This is a genomic window from Pseudonocardia charpentierae, from assembly GCF_031845345.1.
Taxonomy (GTDB): Bacteria; Actinomycetota; Actinomycetes; order Mycobacteriales; family Pseudonocardiaceae; genus Pseudonocardia; species Pseudonocardia charpentierae.
This window is the reverse complement of record NZ_JAVREJ010000002.1, coordinates 21362-39100: the sequence shown is the minus strand read 5'-3', so window position 1 is coordinate 39100 and position 17739 is coordinate 21362. Positions and strand designations below refer to the sequence as shown.

Sequence of the window (17739 nt, the reverse complement as noted above, 5' to 3'; positions counted from 1 at the left end):
AGCGCCGCCTACAACACCGGGGTGAAGCCGGCGACCGACACCTGGAGCTGCGCCAGCAGCCCGCCCCACAGCCCGCTGACCAGGAGCAGGCCGACCGTGACGAGCAGCACTCCCCCGCCGACCTGGATCCCGCGCGTGTGCCGGCGCAGCCAGCCGAGCGCGCGCACGGCCCGGGCGGCGCCGAGGGCGATCACCACGAACGGCAGGCCGAGCCCGGCGCAGTAGGCCAGGGTGAGCACGACCCCCCGCACCGACCCGCCGCCGGTGCCGGCGGCGACGGCGACGACGCCCGCGAGCGTCGGCCCGACGCACGGCACCCAGCCCAACCCGAACACCGCGCCGAGCAGCGGCGCACCCCAGATCCCGGCGCGGGGTACCCAGTGCACGCGGCGCTCGCGCTGCAGGAACGGCACCAGCCCGACGAACGCGAGGCCCATCGCGACCATCACGACCCCGCCGGCCCGCTGCAGCAGCGCCTCGTTGCGGACCAGCGCGTCCGCCACCCACACGACGCCGACGAGGATCGCGCCGAACACCGCCGTGAACCCGGCGACGAACAGCACGGCTGCCCCGGCCACCCGCCACCGGCCGCTGCGCGGCCCGCGGGCCTCCTCGAGCGTCGCGGGCGGCGCGTCGGCCCCCACCAGCCCGGCGAGGTAGGCCAGGTAGCCGGGGACCAGCGGCACCACGCACGGCGACGCGAAGCTGACCGCGCCCGCCAGCACGGCCACGGCCACCGCTGCAAGCAGCGGGCCGCTGACCGCGAGAGTGGTCGAGGGGTCCATCGAAGACGAGAGTAGGTGCCAGGACCGACACTTCGCCCGTCGGGTTCTACGACGCGTAGATCCGATCGTGGGTGGGCTGCATCACCGGCCGCGCGGGCTACGGGGCCGGTTCGGCTGCGAGGCGCTGGACCAGCGGGATGAGCTCGGGCACGCGGATGGACGTCAGGTACACCGCCGCCACCCGATGCCGGCGGTCGAGCACGATCGTCGACGGCACGGTGTTGCGCGGGTAGCCGCGCAGGGCCGCGAGCGTGCGGCCGGGCGGGTCGAAGACCGAGTCGTAGGTGATCCCGCGGTCGCGGATGAAGTCGGCGGCGGCGTTCCGGTCGTCGCGGACGTCGACGCCCAGCACCGAGACCCCGTCCGCGGCCGTCTGCTGCGCGACGAACTCCAGGTCCGGGGCCTCGGCGCGGCACGGGCCGCACCAGGAGCCCCAGATGTTGAGCACGACGACGCGGCCGGTGAGGTCCTCGAGCCCGACGGTCGTGCCCGGGTTCAGCAGGCTCTCCCCCGACAGTTGCCGCAACGCACCGCGGCTCTCCGGCGGGTCGTAGACGATCATGGTCTGCCCGCCCGGGGCGACGAAGGTGAAGTCCTGGCCGGTCTCCACGGCGTCCTTGCTGGTGCTGCAGGCCGTCAGCAGGAACGCGGCGACGAGCAGCGCAGCAAGCCTGCGGAAGATGGTCGTGGTCATGCGCCGGTCTGGGCGGGGTCGCTGCGTCCGGCGGGCTCGGTGTAGCGCAGCTGCACCAGCTCGCCGTCGTCGAACACCAGCGAGGTCAGCGAGGCGAGCGCGCACTGGCGGCGGCGCGGGTCGTGCCAGAGATGTTGACCGCTGACGTAGCGACGCAGCGTCCAGATCGGCAGCTGGTGGCTCACGCACAGCGCCTCGTGCCCGGCAGCGAGCTCGCGGGCGCGGTGCACGACGGCGAGCATCCGCTGCGCGATCTCCTGGTACGGCTCGCCCCACGAGGGGGTGAAGGGGTCGCGCAGCAGCCACCAGTGGCGCGGGTTGCGCAGCGCGCCGTCGCCGACGGACACCCGCTGCCCCTCGAAGCTGTTGCCCGCCTCGATCAGCCGGTCGTCGGTGACGATCTCCAGGCCGTGCTGGGCGGCGACCGGCGCGGCGGTCTCCTGCGCGCGCTGCAGCGGTGAGGCGAGCACGGCGGTCAGGTCGGCGTCGGCGAGCGACTTCGCGACGATGTCGGCCTGGTCGCGGCCGTTCTCGGAGAGCCGGAACCCCGAGATGCGCCCGTAGAGGATGCCGCCGGGGTTGTACACCTCGCCGTGGCGCAGCACGTGCACGACCGTGCGCACGGCCGTCACTGTGCCGCGTCCGTCGGCGAGATCGCCGTGGCCGCCGCCTTCGCGGCGTGGGGCAGGGCGTCGTCGATCGTCTGCCAGGCGTCGTCGTCCAGGGCCGTGGAGACGAACCACGCCTCGAAGGCGCTCGGCGGCGGGTAGACCCCGCGGTCGAGCAGCGCGTGGAAGAACGGGGGGAAGCGCCAGGTCTGCGCGGCCTGCGCCCCGGCGTAGTCGTGCACCTCGTCGCCGGTGAAGAACACCGACAGCATGTTCCCGGCCCGCTGCACGCGGTGCGGCACACCTTCGGCCGACAGCGCGTCGCCCAGCATCCGCGTCAGCCGGTCCGCGTTCGCGTCGAGAGTCGCGTAGACGGCGTCGTCCGCGTGCCGCAGCGTGGCCAGACCGGCGGCGACCGCGACCGGGTTCCCCGACAGCGTCCCCGCCTGGTACACCGGGCCGGCCGGGGCGAGGTGGCCCATCAGCGTCGCCGACCCGCCGAACGCCGCCGCCGGCAGTCCGCCCGACATGACCTTCCCGAACGTGTAGAGATCGCCCGCGACCCCCTCCACGCCGAACCAGCCGGAGCGGGAGACCCGGAAGCCGGTCATCACCTCGTCCATGATCAGCAGAGCTCCGTGGGCGGCGCACAGCTCCTTGAGCCCGGCGTTGAAGCCCGCGAGCGGGGCGATCGCGCCCATGTTGCCCGCCGCCGCTTCGGTGATCACGCAGGCGATCTCGCCGCCGCGCGCCGCGAACACCGCGCGGACGGCGTCGAGGTCGTTGTAGGGCAGCACGATGGTGTCGGCGGCCTGTGCACCCGTGACCCCGGGGCTGGTGGGCAGGCCGAGCGTCGCGACGCCCGAGCCGGCCTGGGCGAGCAGCGCGTCGACGTGCCCGTGGTAGCAGCCGGCGAACTTGACGACGCCGGTCCGGCCGGTGATCCCGCGGGCGAGCCGGACGGCGCTCATCGTCGCCTCGGTGCCCGAGTTGACCAGTCGCACCTGCTCGACCGGCGCGACCCGCCCGATGATCTCCTCGGCGAGCTCGATCTCGGCCGAGGTCGGCGCGCCGAACGACAGCCCGCCGCCCGCGGCCTCACGGACCGCCTCGACGACCGCGGGATGCGCGTGGCCGAGGATCATCGGGCCCCACGAGCAGATGAGGTCCACGTAGCGGTGGCCGTCGGCGTCGGTGAGCCACGGGCCGCGGGCCGAGGCCATGAACCGCGGCGTGCCGCCGACCGAGGTGAAGGCGCGGACGGGCGAGTTGACCCCGCCGGGGATCACGGCGGCGGCGCGGGTGAACAGGGCGCGGGAGACGTCAGTGCCGAGTTCGGCGACGGGGGGCGTGCTCACGACCCCAGTCTTCCCCAGCACACGGCCGGCCCGCAGCACGCCCGGTGTGAGGTGCGATCAGCGGCGGCGCGCGAACCATTCGCGGGCGGCCGAGCCGAACATCAGCGCGAGGGCGAGCAGGGCGAGCACCAACGGAACGCCGAGAACGAGCAGGCTCCCGCCGTCCATCGGCAGGCCCTGGGATCCCGCCGCGACCGCGGAGGTGGCGACCATGAAGACGAACCCCGCGGTCACGGCGGCGAGCAGGCCGCGGGCCCAGCGTCGTCCCGTCCAGGCGAGCACCCCGAGCAGCAGGTACACCAGGGCGGTCGCCACCAGCACGAAGCCGGTGACGCGGACGAGCTGCTCGAGGTCGACCCCCAGCTCCTGGATCTGCGCCAGGTCTTCGGGCGGCAGTGCGGCCGCGGCCTGCCCGGCGCCGACCACCGCGAGCAGCCCGACCAGCAGGTACGGCAGTGCCGAGAGGACGACCAGCAGCAACGCCAGGTGCAGCGATCCCGGCCGCCGGGGCGGCGGCAGCACCTGCTCGGGGCCCAGCCCCGCGGGGGACGACGGGTACGAGGCGGGGTAGGGGAAGTTGCCGTACGGGTTGTAGACGTACGGCGGCGCGGCCGCAGGATCCGCCGGACCGCCGGCCGGAGCCTGCGAGTACGGGGACGGACCGGGGTACTGGGACGGCCCGGGGTACGGCCGGGCCGGGTCCGGCAGATCGCGCTCGTCGGGCGCCCGCCCGTCCCCCGGGATGCTCACACGACCTCCTCGCCCGTACCCGTCGGCCGCGTCCGCGGCGCGCCGGCCGAGCTCACGCGGTCACGGTACCCGCTGTCCACGTCCGGTCAGGAGCGGTTGCGCATCGCCCGGATGTCCTCCGACATCCGCACCACCGCGTAGTAGAACTCCAGGAACACGCGGAAGAAGATGACGTAGAACAGCGCGGCGACCGCGCCGAGCAACAGCACGACGAGGCCGTAACCGGCGCTCTGGGCGAACGCGGTGACGACGAACCCGACGTAGCCCAGCCCGATCCCCACCAGGCCCAGGATGTAGAGCACCTTGATCACGACGGGGGTCGCGAACGAGTTGAAGCCGAAGTCGAACAGCGCGCCGAAGAAGCTCGGCGCCTCGTTCTGCGGCGGGATGCCGGTCGTCCCCGCCGGGTAGCCCGGGTAGCGCTGCTGGCCGGGGGTCTGCTGCTGCCAGGTCGGCTGCGCCGCCTGCCCGTAGCCCGCGGGCTGCCCGGGCGGCGGCGGGTACGACGCGTACGTCGGCTGCTCCGGCTGCTGCTGGCCGTAGCCCCCCGGATAAGGCTGCTGACCGTGCCAGCCGGGCTGCTGCTCGCCGCCGGGAGCCGGGTCGTTACTCATCGTGCAGTTCCTCCACCAGATAGGTCGCGCCGGCCTTCGGGCTTCGGCGGGGCGGCAGCATACCTGCAGGTCGATGGACGAACGCCCAGGTGGGCCCGCTCGTGACCTAGTCGCGGTCCAGCCGGGCGGCGACCTCGACCGCCCAGTAGGTGAGGACGACGTCCGCGCCGGCCCGGCGGATCGCGGTGAGCGTCTCCAGGATCGTCCGGTCGCGGTCGAGCCAGCCGTTCGCCGCAGCCGCCTCGACCATCGCGTACTCGCCCGAGACCTGGTAGGCGGCCACCGGCACGTCGGAGACCTCGGCCACCGCCCGCAGCACGTCCAGGTAGGCCATCGCGGGCTTGACCATCACCAGGTCGGCGCCCTCCTCGAGGTCGAGCGCGAGCTCGCGCAGCGACTCGCGGATGTTGCCGCCGTCCTGCTGGTAGGTCTTGCGGTCGCCGCGCAGCTGGCTGTCGACGGCCTCGCGGAAGGGCCCGTAGAACGCCGAGGCGTACTTGGCGGTGTAGGCGAGGATCCCGGTGTCGCGGTGACCCGCGGCGTCGAGGGCGGCCCGGATGACGCCCACCTGGCCGTCCATCATCCCGCTCGGTCCGAGCAGGTGCGCTCCCGCGTCGGCCTGCGCCACGGCCATCTGCGCGTAGACCGCGAGCGTGGCGTCGTTGTCGACCCCGCCCTCGTCGTCGAGCACGCCGCAGTGGCCGTGGTCGGTGAACTCGTCGAGGCAGGTGTCGGCCATGATCACGGTGGCGTCGCCGACCTCGGCCCGCAGGTCGCGCAGGGCGACGTTCAGGACGCCGTCCGGGTCGACGCCCGCACTGCCGGTGGCGTCGCGGCGGGCGGGCACGCCGAACAGCATGAGCCCGCCGACACCCGCGGTCACGGCGTCGACGGCGGCCTTGCGGAGCGAGTCGCGGCTGTGCTGGACGACACCGGGCATCGACCCGATCGGCGTCGGCTCGGTGGCGCCCTCCTTCACGAACATGGGCAGCACGAGCTGGCGCGGGCGCAGGGTCGTCTCGGCGACCAGCCGCCGCAGCGCCGGCATGGCGCGCAGCCGGCGGGGCCGGTGGGTCGGGAAGGCCATCAGCCCAGCGTACGACCGGCCGGCGGCTTGTCGTCGCCCTGGCGTCGGATGAGGACGCCCAGCATGTCCGCGATCTGCCGGCGGCGAGATGCGGCCGGGAAACGAGCGAACGCGGCGTTGGCAAGGTCTGACTTGCCGAACGCCGCGTTCGCTCGTTTCCGTGCCGCGATCCGATCAGCGGCGGCGGATCTTGGCCTTCCGCGGGGGAGGCAGTGCGCCCTCGGCGCGGAGCCGCGCCGCGTGCGCCGCCAGCGCGTCGACCAGCGCGGGCACCCGCGCCTCCTCCGGCTGCACGTCGACCCGCAGGCCGAACTCGCGTGCGGTCTCGGCCGTCTGCGGGCCGATGCAGGCGACGATCGTGCGCGCGTGCGGCTTGCCGGCGATCCCGACCAGGTTGCGCACCGTCGACGACGAGGTGAAGCACACCGCGTCGAACCCGCCGGTCTTGATCGCCTCGCGGATCGGGGCGGGCGGCGGCGCAGCGCGCACCGTGCGGTACGCGGTCACGTCGTCGATCTCCCAACCGCGGTCGCGCAGGCCTGCGGCCAGCGTCTCCGTCGCGATGTCCGCACGCGGGAGCAGCACGCGGTCCACGGGGTCGAGCACGTCGTCGTGCGGCGGGAAGATGCCCAGCAGGCCCTCGGACGACGACTCCTGCTCCGGCACCGTGGGCACGAGGTCCGGCACGATGCCGAAGGCGCGCACCTTCTCCGCCGTCGAGGCGCCCACGCAGGCGATCTTCACGCCGGAGAACGCGCGGGCGTCGAGCCCGAACTCCGCGAACTTCTCCCACACCGCGCGCACGGCGTTCGTCGAGGTGAACACCACCCACTGGTAGCGGCCGTCGACGAGGCCCTTGACCGCGCGTTCCATCTGGGTGGGCGACCGCGGCGGCTCGACCGCGATGGTCGGCACCTCCTCCGCGGTGGCGCCGTGCACGGCGAGCCGGTCGCTCATCACGCCGGCCTGGTCCTTCGTGCGCGGCACCAGCACGCGCCACCCGTAGAGGGCCCGCGACTCCCACCACGACAGCCGGTCGCGCTGCGCGACCGCGTCGCCGATCGTCACGACGAGCGGGCCGTCGAGGTCGGCGCCCTCGCTCGCCAGCGCCGCGAGAGTGGTCTGCACCGTCTTCTGCGCGGTCAGCGTGCCGCGGGAGGTCACGGCGACCGGGGTGGTCGGCGCGACGCCGTGCTCGGTCAGCCCGGTGACCACGTCGAGCAGGTGCGCCGCGGTGGCGTGCAGCACCAGCGGCCCGGGTACGGCGGCGAGCGCCGCCCAGTCGAGACCCGCCCGCACGTCCGCCTCGACGTGCGCGGAGCCGAGCGGGACGCCGGCGTAGGCCGGCACCGCGGTGCCGGTGCCGACGCCCGGGACGACGTCGAACGGCACGCCTGCGGCGGCGACGGCGAGCGTCTCGGCCACGACGGCGTCGGCGGTCAGGGGGTCGCCGCCGACCAGCCGCACCACCTGCCGGCCTGCGGCCGCCTCGGCGACCAGGCCTGCGGCGACGTCGGCCGGCTCGCCCACGGCGGGCCGGATGTCGGCGCCGTCGGCCACGAGGGCGAGCACGCCCTCGGCGACGTCGGGGTCGGTGACCACCAGCGGGGCGCCGGCGATCGCGTCGCGAGCGCGGACGGTGAGTAATCCGGGGTCGCCGGGGCCACTGCCCACGAAGGCGATGCGTCCGGGGGTGGACGGTGCGCGGTTCATCGATCTACTCCCGATTGAGCTTGTACGGAGTCCGCGCCGGCAGGGCTCGGGCCTCCCTCGGCGGCATCCAGTGAGCCGCCTCCTATGTCGAGCAGCTCCGCGGCCAGCGCCGCGCCGAGCTTCTCGACGTCGTCGAGGTCGCCGGTGGCCGACGCGCGCACCAGCGCACCGTCGCCCGTGCCGACCACCGCGCGCAGGAACACGCGGTCGACGACCCGGCCGTCGTCTGTCAGGTCGGACACCACGTCGGCCAGCGCGCCCACGGGGGCACTGCAGCCGGCTTCCAGCGTGGCCAGCACCGCCCGTTCGGCGGTGACGGCAGCCCGGGCGCCTGCGTCGTCGAGCACCTGCGCGAGGAGCGCGGCCAGCGCGGTGTCGGCTCGCCCGAATCCCTCAGCGCGGCACTCGACAGCGAGCGCACCCTGGGCGGGTGCGGGCAGCATCTGCAGGGGGTCGAGCAGCTCGCTCGCCTCGTCGATGCGGCCCAGGCGGCGCAGCCCTGCGGCGGCGACCACCACGGCGTCGAGCTCCCCCGCGGCGACCTTGCCGATGCGGGTGTCGACATTGCCCCGGATCGGCACGATGCGCAGACCCAGGCCGAGCGCCTCCAGCTGAGCGACCCGCCGCGGTGCGCCGGTACCGACCGTCGCTCCTGCGGGCAGCTCGCCGAGCACCCGGCCGTCGCGGGCGACCAGTGCGTCGCGCGGGTCCTCCCGCGGCGGGACCGCGGCGATCACGAGCCGCGGGTCCGGTGCCGTGGGCAGGTCCTTGTAGGAGTGCACGGCGACGTCGACCTCGTCCGCGACGAGCGCGTCGCGCAGCTGCGAGACGAACACGCCGACGCCCAGAGTCGGGATCGGGGCCGCCGACCGGTCGCCGGAGGTGCTGACGGTGACCAGCTCGACTGCGTGGCCGGCGGCGCGCAGCCGCTCCGCGACGAGCTCGGACTGGGCCACGGCCAGGGCGCTGGGCCGGGTGCCGAGGCGGAGGGGACGGTTCTGGGCCGACGCGGTCACCGGTGGTCCTCTCGGTGTCGCGGAAGGCCGGGGCCCTCCGCTGCGGTGCCCACCGGCGCCTCCAGCGCGGCGAGGACGTCGCCGTGGCGTTGCACCGCGACGGCCGCCGGGGTCTGCGGGTCGAGCTCGAACAGCTCGCGCAGGGCGTGCGCGTAGCTGCTGCCGTCCGGGCCCTCGGCGAGCCGCTTGACCTGCACTGTCGGCGTGTGGAGCAGCTTGTCGACCACGCGGCGGACCGAGCGGACGAACTCCTCGCGCACCGCGGGGTCGAGCTCCGGCAGCCGCGAGTCGAGCCGCAGCAGCTCGCCGTCGATGACCTCCGACGCGCGGCGGCGCAGGGCCGTCACCGTCGGGGTCACCTCCGCCGAGCGCTGCGCGGCCAGGTAGGCCTGCGCCTCCTCGGCGACGAGCTCCTGGGCCGCCGCGACGGCCTCGCCGTGGGCGCGGGGGGCGAGCCGGGCCTGCAGCGAGACGAGGTCGACGACGGAGACACCGGGCAGCGCGGCCACGCCGGGGTCGACGTCGCGGGGCAGCCCGAGGTCGATGACCGCCAGCGGGCGCCCGTCGCGGGCGACCATCGCGGCGGCGACGGTCTCGCGCGCGACGACCGTGCCGACCGCGCCGGTGCTGGCCACCAGCAGGTCCGCCGTGGTCAGCTCGTCCGCGAGCGCCTCGAGCGGTGCGTGCCGGGCGGGCGTTCCGGTACGCCGGGTGTTCTCGACGAGCCGCTGGGCCCGCTCGGCGGAGCGGTTGAGCACGACGATCTCCTGCGCGCCCGCGCGGCGCAGGTGGGCCGCGGTGAGCGCGCCCATGGCCCCGGCGCCGACCACGACGGCCCGCACACCCCGGAGATCGCCGAGCGTCTGGGTGGCCACGGTCAGCGCCTCGGAGACGACCGAGGCGCCCGCGGCGTCGATCCCGGTGCGGGTGTGCACTCGCTTGCCGACCCGCAGCGCCTGCTGCGACAGCTCGTGCAGCGTCCGCCCGACCGTGCCTGCGGTGTCCGCCGCGGCGTACGCGGCGCGCAACTGGCCGAGGATCTGCGCCTCGCCGATGACCATCGAGTCGAGCCCGGCCGCGACGGCGAACAGGTGCTGGACCGCCGACCCCGCGTAGTGCACGTAGAGGTGCTCGGTGAGCTCGGTCAGCGGCAGCGCGGCGTGGCGCCCGAGCACACTCGAGACGTCGGCGAGGCCGCCGTGGAAGGCGTCGACGACCGCGTAGACCTCGATGCGGTTGCAGGTCGACAGCATCATCACCTCGGTGACGTGGCTGCCGTGCAGCATCTCGTCGAGCAGCTTGGGGATCTCGTCGGCACCGACGGCGGCGCGTTCCAGCACCTCGACCGGAGCACTGCGGTGGGACATCCCCACGACAAGAACACTCATGACCTCACCACCGCGTGCCCGTTGACCGCATCGAGCCCTTCCCTCTCGGCGAGGTGCCTGCGCGCGACGTGGAAGGACAGGATCTGCAGTTCCACGGCAAGGTCCACCTTCCGCACCTCCACCTGCTCCGGTACCTGCAGGACGACCGGGGCGAAGTTCAAGATGCACGAGACACCCGCTCGGACCAGCAGGTCGCAGGCACCCTGGGCCGCGGGAGCGGGCGTGGCGATCATGCCGATCGTGACGTCGCGCTCGCGGCAGACGTGCGGGATGTCCCGCACGTGGTCCACGAGGATGCCGTTGATCTTGATGCCCACCAGGTCCGGGTCGACGTCGAACAGCGCCGTGACCGGGAAGCCGCGACCGCCGAACCCGCCGTAGCCGGCCAGCGCGTGGCCGAGGTTGCCGATGCCGACCAGCGCGACGGACTGGCGGTGCGTGAGCCCGAGCGTCGACTCCAGGTGGTGCAGCAGCGGGCCGACCTCGTAGCCGACGCCACGGATGCCGTGCGAGCCGACGTACGAGAGGTCCTTGCGCAGCTTGGCCGAGTTGACCCCGCAGACGGCCGCGAGCTCGTCGCTCGACACCGTGTCGGTGCCCTGCTCGGCGAGCTCGCCCAGCATGCGCAGGTACACCGCGAGGCGCGCGACGGTGGCCTCCGGGACGGCGCGTGCAGCAGGCGCTCCGCCGGTTCCGGTGGCCGCTGCCTCCCCGAGGGCTGGGGTGCCCTCCGGGCCTGCCTGCGGCGCGGACGTCACGCTGACGCACTCCTCGGACGATCGAAATCGGGGCGGTCGCGGTACCCCGCGGCGGTGAACGCATGGGGGCGGGGTATTGACGGCGACGCTCCGCCACGGTAGCCGCTCGTGAACGCGTGCACAAAGTTGCGATCTTGAGGCGGATCGTGCTCGCGCGCGCGTGCCGGTGGGCGCGTGCGGGCTGCCGTTGGTCGCGCCCGGTCAGGACACGGTGACGACCACCGAGTGCCAGCCCGCCGCCCCGTCCGGAACAGGCGCGGTGCGTTGCTCGGGCTGGGTCGCGCCCGACCTGTCCGTGGCCCGGCACTGCAGCACGTGCCGGCCGGGCCCGAGATCGAGCTCGGCCCGCCACATCCGCCACGTGTCGAGGTTCACCTCGGTGGCGAGTTCCGCGGTCTGCCACGGCCCGTCGTCGGCACGGACCTCCACCCGCTCGACACCGGTGTGCTGCGCCCAGGCCGTACCGGCCAGCAGGACGGGCCCGGCCGGGACCGAGCCGAACGCGCGCGGGCGGTCGATCCGCGACTGGGTCTTGATCGGCGCCTGCTGCGCCCAGCCGCGCTGCACCCAGTAGGCGTCGCGGGCGGCGAAGGTCGTCAGCTCCAGGTCGGTGACCCACTTGGTGGCCGAGACGAAGCCGTAGAGGCCGGGGACGACCATCCGCACCGGGAAGCCGTGCTCGCGCGGCAGCGCCTCGCCGTTCATGCCGACGGCGAGCAGCGCGCCGCGGTCGGGCTCGAGCACGACGGCGGTCGGCGTGCCCGCGGTCCACCCGTCGACGCTGGTGGACAGGAGCTGGTCGGCGCCGTCGCGCACCCCGGCGTCGCGCAGGACGTCGCGCAGGTCGACGCCCACGAAGCGGGCGGTCGAGACGAGATCGCCGCCGACCTCGTTGGACACGCAGGTCAGCGTCAGGGTCCGCTCGACGAGTGGGCGGGCGAGGAGGTCGGCGAACGACAGCGTGAGCTCACGGTCGACCATGCCGTGGATCCGCAGCGTCCAGTCCGTGGCCGAGAGCGCGGGCACACGCAGGGCGGTGTCGATCCGGTAGAAGTCGGCGTTGGAGGTGATCACCGAGGGCGCGCCGAACGCGGTGAGGTCCGCGCCGGGCGGTACCGGCGGTGCGGGGGCGACTCGGGCGGCGGCGAGCAGACGGGTCACGTCGGCACGGGAATCGCCGACGCCGCGGCCCAGGAGCTGGCCCGCTCCGCCCGCGACGACCGCGGCGGCGCCGACGAGGCCGAGCGCGGCGGAACCGTGCAGGACGCCGCGGCGGGTCACCGTGCCCGGGTCGGCGTCGGCGGGCGACGGGTCGGACGGCTCGACGGGGACGGGGAGCAGCCCCCGGTGCAGCCAGCGGACCGCCATCACGCCGACGATCGTGGCGGCCAGCGCCGGCACCACGTCGAGCTGCGCGAACGACGGCGCCGTCCAGGCCGCGGCCCCCGCCACCACGCCGAGGGCGACGACGACCGCGACCGCGGGCAGCGGCCGACGCCGGGAGGCGAGGCCGGCCAGCGCTGCGACCGCCACCAGCACGACGGCGACCCCGACGAACAGCACCAGCTTGTCCGCGGTGCCGAACGTCGAGGTCGCGAACTCGACCACCGGCAGCGGGGCGAGCCGCACCGCGGCCGCGGCGACGGCGAGCGGCGGCGAGGCGGCCGGGGCGACGAGCGCCGCGGCGAGGTGCCCGGCGCCGACGGCGACGGCCACCGAGGTGACGCCGAGCGCCGCGGCGTACCCGCGCGGGATCCGCTCGGGTGGCGCGAGCTGGTCGGCGGGCACCGGCCGGGTCAGCGGGAGCGGCCGGTGAGCGCGGCGCGGAACCGCTGCTCCTCGACCTTCCAGTAGCCGTGCTCACGGCCGTCGATGTCGATCACGGGCACCCGGTCGCCGTACTCGGCGCGCAGGTCGGGGTCTCTGTCGACGTCGACGGCCTGCCAGGTCTCCCCCAGCTCGCCGCAGATGCGGGCGACGTCGTCCTCGGCCTTCGCGCAGGCGGGGCACCCGATGCGCGTGTAGACCGTCACCCGCGCAGCGTCCGCGGGCCCTGCCGCCCGGGCCGCTGCCGTCTCCTCGGACACGCCGTCTCCCTCTCCCGTGCACAGGTCGGCCTCCGGCCGACCTCAGCATGGTGGCTTTGCTGCGGTCGGACCGCAGTAAAGCCACCATGCTGCATTCCCGTCGACCGGCCGCGCGTCAGGTCTGCGTCGCCCGCTCCGCCAGCAGGTGGCGGGCCAGGCGACCCGCCGCCGTGCGTGGCAGCTCCTCGACGAACACCACCTGCGCCGGCACCTTGAACCGGGCGAGCCGCGTGCGGCAGTGCGCCCGGACGGCGTCGTCGTCCAGCGCGGCACCCGGCGCGCGCACCACCACTGCCCGCACCGCGTGGCCGGTGCGCTCGTCCGGCACCCCGACCACCGCGGCGTCGGCGACGGACGGCAGCTCGGCCAGAACCCGCTCGACCTCGTGCGGGTAGACGGTGAAACCGCTGACCACCACCAGGTCCGGCGACCGGTCGACCAGGTGCAGCGCGCCCGTGCCGTCGAGGAACCCCATGTCGGAGGTGACGAACCAGCCGTCGGGGCCCGGGCCCCCGGTGCGTCCTGGCCAGTACCCCGAGAACAGGTTGGGGCCGCGCAGCGCGATGTGGCCGGCGTCGCTCGTGGGATCCGCCGGACCCTCGACGTCCTGGGCGTCGTCGATCATGTCGCCCACCGGATCGCCGACGCGGACCCGGTCGGCGGCCGCGCGGACCTCGGCGACGCTGCGCTCGGCCGCCGCACGGACCTCGGCGACGCTGCGCTCGGCGACGGCGCGGAACTCCGCGACTCCGCGCTCGGCCACCGCCCGCACGTCCGTCGCCACCCGGCTCGCGGTGGCGCGCACGTCGGTCGCCCCGGCGCCGGATCCGCTGTGCGGCCGGTCGTCGGGAGCAGCGGCGTCCACCTCGGCCGGGTCGGCCGCCGGCTCGTCCCCGTTCGCCTCGGGCCCGAGCGGCTCGGCGGCTGCGGGCTCCGCCTCGTGCTCCGGCGCCTCCGGCGCAGCGGCCGCCCGCGGCGTCGCCAGCAGCCGGCCGTCGCCGTCCAGCAGCCTCAGCTCGACCCCCGGCAGGGGATGCCCCACCGAGCCGGGCGAGGCGACCCCGTCGATCGGCGTGCTGGTCACCACCGGACCGGCCTCCGTCAGCCCGTAGCCCTCGACGATGCGGTGCCCGGTCGCCTCCTGGAAGGCCGTCGCCCACGGCCGCGGCAGCGGGACCCCGCCGCACGTGCACAGCCGCAGGCCGGCCAGGGCGGTGCGCAGCTCGTGCGGATCCAGCTCGAGCAGCGCGCGGTAGGTCGACGGCACGCCGGCGAGCCCGCTGACCCGGTGCCGCGCCACGATGTCGGCGAGCTCCTCGGGGTCGGGGCGCCCGGGGCCCGGCAGGACGGCGGTCGCCCCGGCCCAGCAGACCTGGAACAGACCGGCGGCGAGCCCGTAGGAGTGGAAGAGCGGCTGGGCGAGCAGCACCCGGTCCACCGGGGTGACGGGGGCCGGACGCAGCGCCGCCGCCTGCGCGCGGTTGGCCAGCACCGCGCGGTGCGACAGACAGACGGCGCGCGCGTCGGAGGTGTAGACGAGCAGCGCGATGTCCTCACCGCCGCCGACCGCGGTGACGGGCTCTGCGCGGGCGTCGAGATCGGGGGGACCGACGACGGTGACGGCGGCGGGCACCGGCTCCGGCCCGTCGGTCACGACCAGCCGGGGCGCGCAGTGGGCGACGACCGCGGCGACGTCGCCGGGCGGTACCGGAACGGCCACCCCACCGGCCCGCAGCGCCCCGAGCACGGCGACGGCGACGGCGGGACCGCTCGCGCAGCGGATCACGGCCCGGTCGCCGGCCGTCAGCCCGGCGTCCGTGAGCCGCCGGGACTCCGCCGACACCGTGGCGTCGAGCTCGGCCCACGAGAGAGTGGCTCCGGTCGCGGCGTCGACGAGCGCCGGGTGGTCGGCATGGCGGGCTGCGGCGGCCGCGACCAGGTCGGCCAGGTGCGTCGGGCGGGGCGTGCTGTCCACGGCGGCCGGCCTCCTCGATGCGTCGTTCTCGCGTTCCTCCGCCAGTCTGGCGCGCACACGACCGGCACGGCGAGCGCGGTCCGGCTACGAACTCATAGTGACCGCCGATCGCACGCAGAGTCACGCCGGGCGCACTCACACCTTGTTGATGATTTAACACGCTGCGCGGCCTGACGCTGACCGATCGTGATCGTCCGCTCGGCGGTTGATGCGGACGGTGAGCGACCGTGTGCGATCCGGGGTCGAGATCCGGTCGTATGCTCCGCCGCTACAGCCGACTCAACGCGCGACCCGACGGGTCGGGCGTCAAGCTCACCCGAGGGAGTGGCATGCCGACTGTCGTCAGTACGCCGCGGACAGTTCCGCGGTCCCCTGCACCACCCGCTCCCGGGGTCGATCGGGAGTCATGACCCGCCCGATGCGCGCTCCCCGGCTGCTCCGCAGCGACACCGCCTCCACCGGCGTGGACCGGCCCGCCCCGGTCCCGCCCGCCGGTCGCACCCGACCGGCTCCCGGCGCTCCCACCGGTGCGTCGCCCACCGCGGCACCGGCCACACCGCCCCCCGGCCCGGCGCACCCGAACGTGGACCGGCCCACCCGGGCGGCCCCGTCGGCCGCGGTCGACCCCGCCGGCGGCCGCGGCCCCGCCAGGTACACCGGTGCCGACGCGGCACAGGTGGCCGGCCCTCCGCGGCAGCGGGTGCCGGGCCCGTCGGGCGATCTCCGTGCGGCGACGCCTCCCGGGCCCACCGCCACGCCGAACCAGCGCCCGGCACCGGCGGATCCTCCGGTCCCGGAGGAGAACGGCCCATGGGCGCTGGTCCGCAGCGCCCAGGCCGGCGACATGAACGCCTTCAGCGAGTTGTTCGACCGCTACTACGACGTCGTCTTCCGCTATGTGCTGTTCCGGATGAACGACCGGACCCTGGCCGAGGACGTGACCCAGGAGACGTTCCTGCGCGCCCTGCGCAGGATCTCCTCGGTCACGTATCAGGGCCGCGACATCGGGGCGTGGTTCGTCACGATCGCCCGCAACCTGATCTTCGACCACGTCAAGTCCAGCCGGTACCGGCTGGAGTCGACGACGTCGGACATCGTCGAGCTGTCGCCCAGCACCCATGGCCCCGAGCAGCAGGTGCTGGACATGGCGACGAACGAGGAGCTGCTGCGCTGCATCCGCAAGCTCAACGCGGACCAGCAGGAATGCATCTCCCTGCGGTTCCTGCAGGGCCTGTCGGTCGCCGAGACGGCCACCATCATGGACCGCAACGAGGGGGCGGTGAAGGCACTGCAGCACAGAGCGGTCCGCAGGCTCGCCCAGCTGCTGCCCGAGGGGTTGCGATGACGGCCGCGAGTCGAGTGGCCATCTGTATCGTTCCGGAAGACCCGAGCGCTACAGGAGCGACGAATGTGCGACTCGATGCGGTGAACGGTACATCGGCCGTAACCCGCGCCCACCCGCCTCGTTGGATGGATGAACGTCGGGGACGCGCAGCGACCACACGATGCACAGGGATGCAGTGAGGACGGCCAACATGCCCGCGGGATGGGGCGAGGAAGAGCGGTTCGCCGCCGAGGTGGAGCGCGGACGGACGCCCGTCGGAATCGACGACGGGATGGACGACCTCGCACACGAGTTGGAGATCGTGGCACTGCTGCGATCCGCCGGTCCGGCACTCGGGCCGACATCCGCCGCGAGAGCGCGGGCGAAGCAGCGGCTCATGTCCGCCTTCGCGGAGCAGCACGGGATCGGACACGCGGACGACACCGGCCCGGTGCAGGTGATCGCCCCCGTCGCCGTCGCGGAACCGCCGACGGAGCGCCACGCGGAGCCGACGCCCCTGCGGGCGCGGCACGGCGGCCGGCACTCGGCGCCCGCCGAGACGGCCGACGACGAGGGCACCGCGCTCGCCGAGACGGTTGAGCCCGACCTCGGGCCCGACGTCCGCCGCCTGCGCCGGAACCGGCCGGAGCGCGTCGGGCACCGGCGGGCCGCGCTGCTGGGTGCGGCGGCCGCCGCGGCACTCGTCGCGTTGGCCGGCACGGGGACCTTCGCGAGCCAGGGCGCGCTGCCCGGCGACCCGATGTACGGGGTCAAGCGGGTGGCGGAGTCGACCGGCTACGCGCTGACGTTCGGCGAGGAGGCGAAGGCCCGCCGGCACCTCGAGCAGGCTCAGCGACGGCTCGACGAGGTCGAGGGCATGGTGGCCCGCGACCAGGCGGAGCGGGCCAGCGGCGCCGCCGTCGATCCGGCGGACTCCGAGCGCGTGCGCTCGACGATGCAGGAGTTCGACAGCAACGCGACCGAGGGCTCGCGCCTGCTGCTCGCCGGGCAGTCGCCGGACACCGCCCAGGTGGACGACGTGCGCGAGTGGGCGACGGAGCAGTCGACACGGCTGTCGGAGCTCAAACCGACGCTCCCGGCGCAGGACAAGGCCGACGAGTCGCTGGCGCTCCTGAACCGGCTGCTCGGGCAGACGGGCGGGCTCCAGGACTCGGCGTGCGACCCGACGGTCGTGGCGTGCCCCGACGTGTCCGTCACCGACCCGGCCCAGACGGGGCCGACGTCCGATCCGGACGGCACGAGGTCCGGCACGCCGGAGGGCAGGACGTCCCCGCGCGGCGGTGCCGACACGGCCGGCGGAGCCGACGGCGACGACGCCGACGACCCGACGTCCGCGGACGACGAGCAGGCCCCGTACGGCGGCGCGTCCGGCGGCGCGTCCGACGACGGGTCGGACGACCGGAACCGCAGCAACTCCGGCGGCTCGAGCGGGTCGGGCGGCTCGAGCGGGTCCGGCGGTACCACCGGCGGTGGCGCCGGGTCCGGTGGCAGCGGTCTCCCGTTGGACGTGCCGGGGATCGTGAACAACCTGCTGCCGGGACTCGGCTGACCCCGGTGACAC

General features: G+C 74.9%; 16 protein-coding genes. 2 read left to right on the top strand and 14 right to left on the bottom strand.

Annotation, left to right across the window (positions count from 1 at the left end; translation table 11 throughout):
• Positions 1-8: 8 nt before the first annotated feature.
• The 14 genes from RM445_RS03120 to RM445_RS03055 all read right to left on the bottom strand — a co-directional run bounded on the left by RM445_RS03120 (position 9) and on the right by RM445_RS03055 (position 14833).
• Positions 9-785: a cytochrome c biogenesis CcdA family protein gene (locus RM445_RS03120; RefSeq protein WP_311554440.1), complete on the bottom strand. Its 777-nt coding sequence runs from the start codon at positions 783-785 to the stop codon at positions 9-11.
• Positions 786-882: 97 nt separating this feature from the next.
• A complete protein-coding gene (locus RM445_RS03115) occupies positions 883-1479 on the bottom strand; it encodes a TlpA disulfide reductase family protein (RefSeq protein WP_311554439.1) in 597 nt (198 codons plus the stop codon).
• The gene (locus tag RM445_RS03110; protein ID WP_311554438.1) at positions 1476-2102 is read right to left on the bottom strand and encodes a histidine phosphatase family protein; all 627 of its coding nucleotides are present in this window, start codon (positions 2100-2102) and stop codon (positions 1476-1478) included. Before RM445_RS03110 ends, RM445_RS03115 begins: the two co-directional genes overlap by 4 nt.
• Before the next feature lie 5 nt (positions 2103-2107).
• Entirely contained in the window at positions 2108-3445 is a 1338-nt protein-coding gene (hemL, locus tag RM445_RS03105; RefSeq protein WP_311554437.1) for a glutamate-1-semialdehyde 2,1-aminomutase, read from the bottom strand.
• Between the two features lie 57 nt (positions 3446-3502).
• Positions 3503-4195: a hypothetical protein gene (locus RM445_RS03100; RefSeq protein WP_311554436.1), complete on the bottom strand. Its 693-nt coding sequence runs from the start codon at positions 4193-4195 to the stop codon at positions 3503-3505.
• Between the two features lie 86 nt (positions 4196-4281).
• The gene (locus RM445_RS03095) at positions 4282-4809 is read right to left on the bottom strand and encodes a DUF4282 domain-containing protein (RefSeq protein WP_311554435.1); all 528 of its coding nucleotides are present in this window, start codon (positions 4807-4809) and stop codon (positions 4282-4284) included.
• 106 nt (positions 4810-4915) lie between these two features.
• Complete coding sequence (gene hemB, locus RM445_RS03090; protein WP_311554434.1) at positions 4916-5896, bottom strand: porphobilinogen synthase; 981 nt, start codon at positions 5894-5896, stop codon at positions 4916-4918.
• 174 nt (positions 5897-6070) lie between these two features.
• Positions 6071-7609 (bottom strand): bifunctional uroporphyrinogen-III C-methyltransferase/uroporphyrinogen-III synthase, encoded by a 1539-nt coding sequence (locus RM445_RS03085; protein ID WP_311554433.1) that lies wholly within the window; start codon positions 7607-7609, stop codon positions 6071-6073.
• The gene (hemC, locus tag RM445_RS03080; RefSeq protein WP_311554432.1) at positions 7606-8625 is read right to left on the bottom strand and encodes a hydroxymethylbilane synthase; all 1020 of its coding nucleotides are present in this window, start codon (positions 8623-8625) and stop codon (positions 7606-7608) included. Before hemC ends, RM445_RS03085 begins: the two co-directional genes overlap by 4 nt.
• On the bottom strand, positions 8622-10013 hold the full coding sequence (locus RM445_RS03075) for a glutamyl-tRNA reductase (protein ID WP_311554430.1): 1392 nt from the start codon (positions 10011-10013) through the stop codon (positions 8622-8624). Before RM445_RS03075 ends, hemC begins: the two co-directional genes overlap by 4 nt.
• Entirely contained in the window at positions 10010-10771 is a 762-nt protein-coding gene (locus RM445_RS03070; protein WP_311554429.1) for a redox-sensing transcriptional repressor Rex, read from the bottom strand. Before RM445_RS03070 ends, RM445_RS03075 begins: the two co-directional genes overlap by 4 nt.
• A 201-nt stretch (positions 10772-10972) precedes the next feature.
• Positions 10973-12559, bottom strand: coding sequence for a molybdopterin-dependent oxidoreductase (locus RM445_RS03065; protein WP_311554428.1), 1587 nt, complete (start codon positions 12557-12559; stop codon positions 10973-10975).
• A gap of 8 nt (positions 12560-12567) precedes the next feature.
• Positions 12568-12858 (bottom strand): glutaredoxin family protein, encoded by a 291-nt coding sequence (locus RM445_RS03060; RefSeq protein WP_311554426.1) that lies wholly within the window; start codon positions 12856-12858, stop codon positions 12568-12570.
• 115 nt (positions 12859-12973) lie between these two features.
• On the bottom strand, positions 12974-14833 hold the full coding sequence (locus tag RM445_RS03055; protein WP_311554425.1) for an AMP-binding protein: 1860 nt from the start codon (positions 14831-14833) through the stop codon (positions 12974-12976).
• Between the two features lie 817 nt (positions 14834-15650).
• On the opposite strand from RM445_RS03055, the gene RM445_RS03050 reads away from it, so the two are divergent.
• Both RM445_RS03050 and RM445_RS03045 read left to right on the top strand, forming a co-directional pair.
• The gene (locus RM445_RS03050) at positions 15651-16178 is read left to right on the top strand and encodes a sigma-70 family RNA polymerase sigma factor (protein WP_397469232.1); all 528 of its coding nucleotides are present in this window, start codon (positions 15651-15653) and stop codon (positions 16176-16178) included.
• Between the two features lie 190 nt (positions 16179-16368).
• A complete protein-coding gene (locus RM445_RS03045) occupies positions 16369-17727 on the top strand; it encodes a DUF5667 domain-containing protein (protein WP_311554424.1) in 1359 nt (452 codons plus the stop codon).
• Positions 17728-17739: the final 12 nt, after the last annotated feature.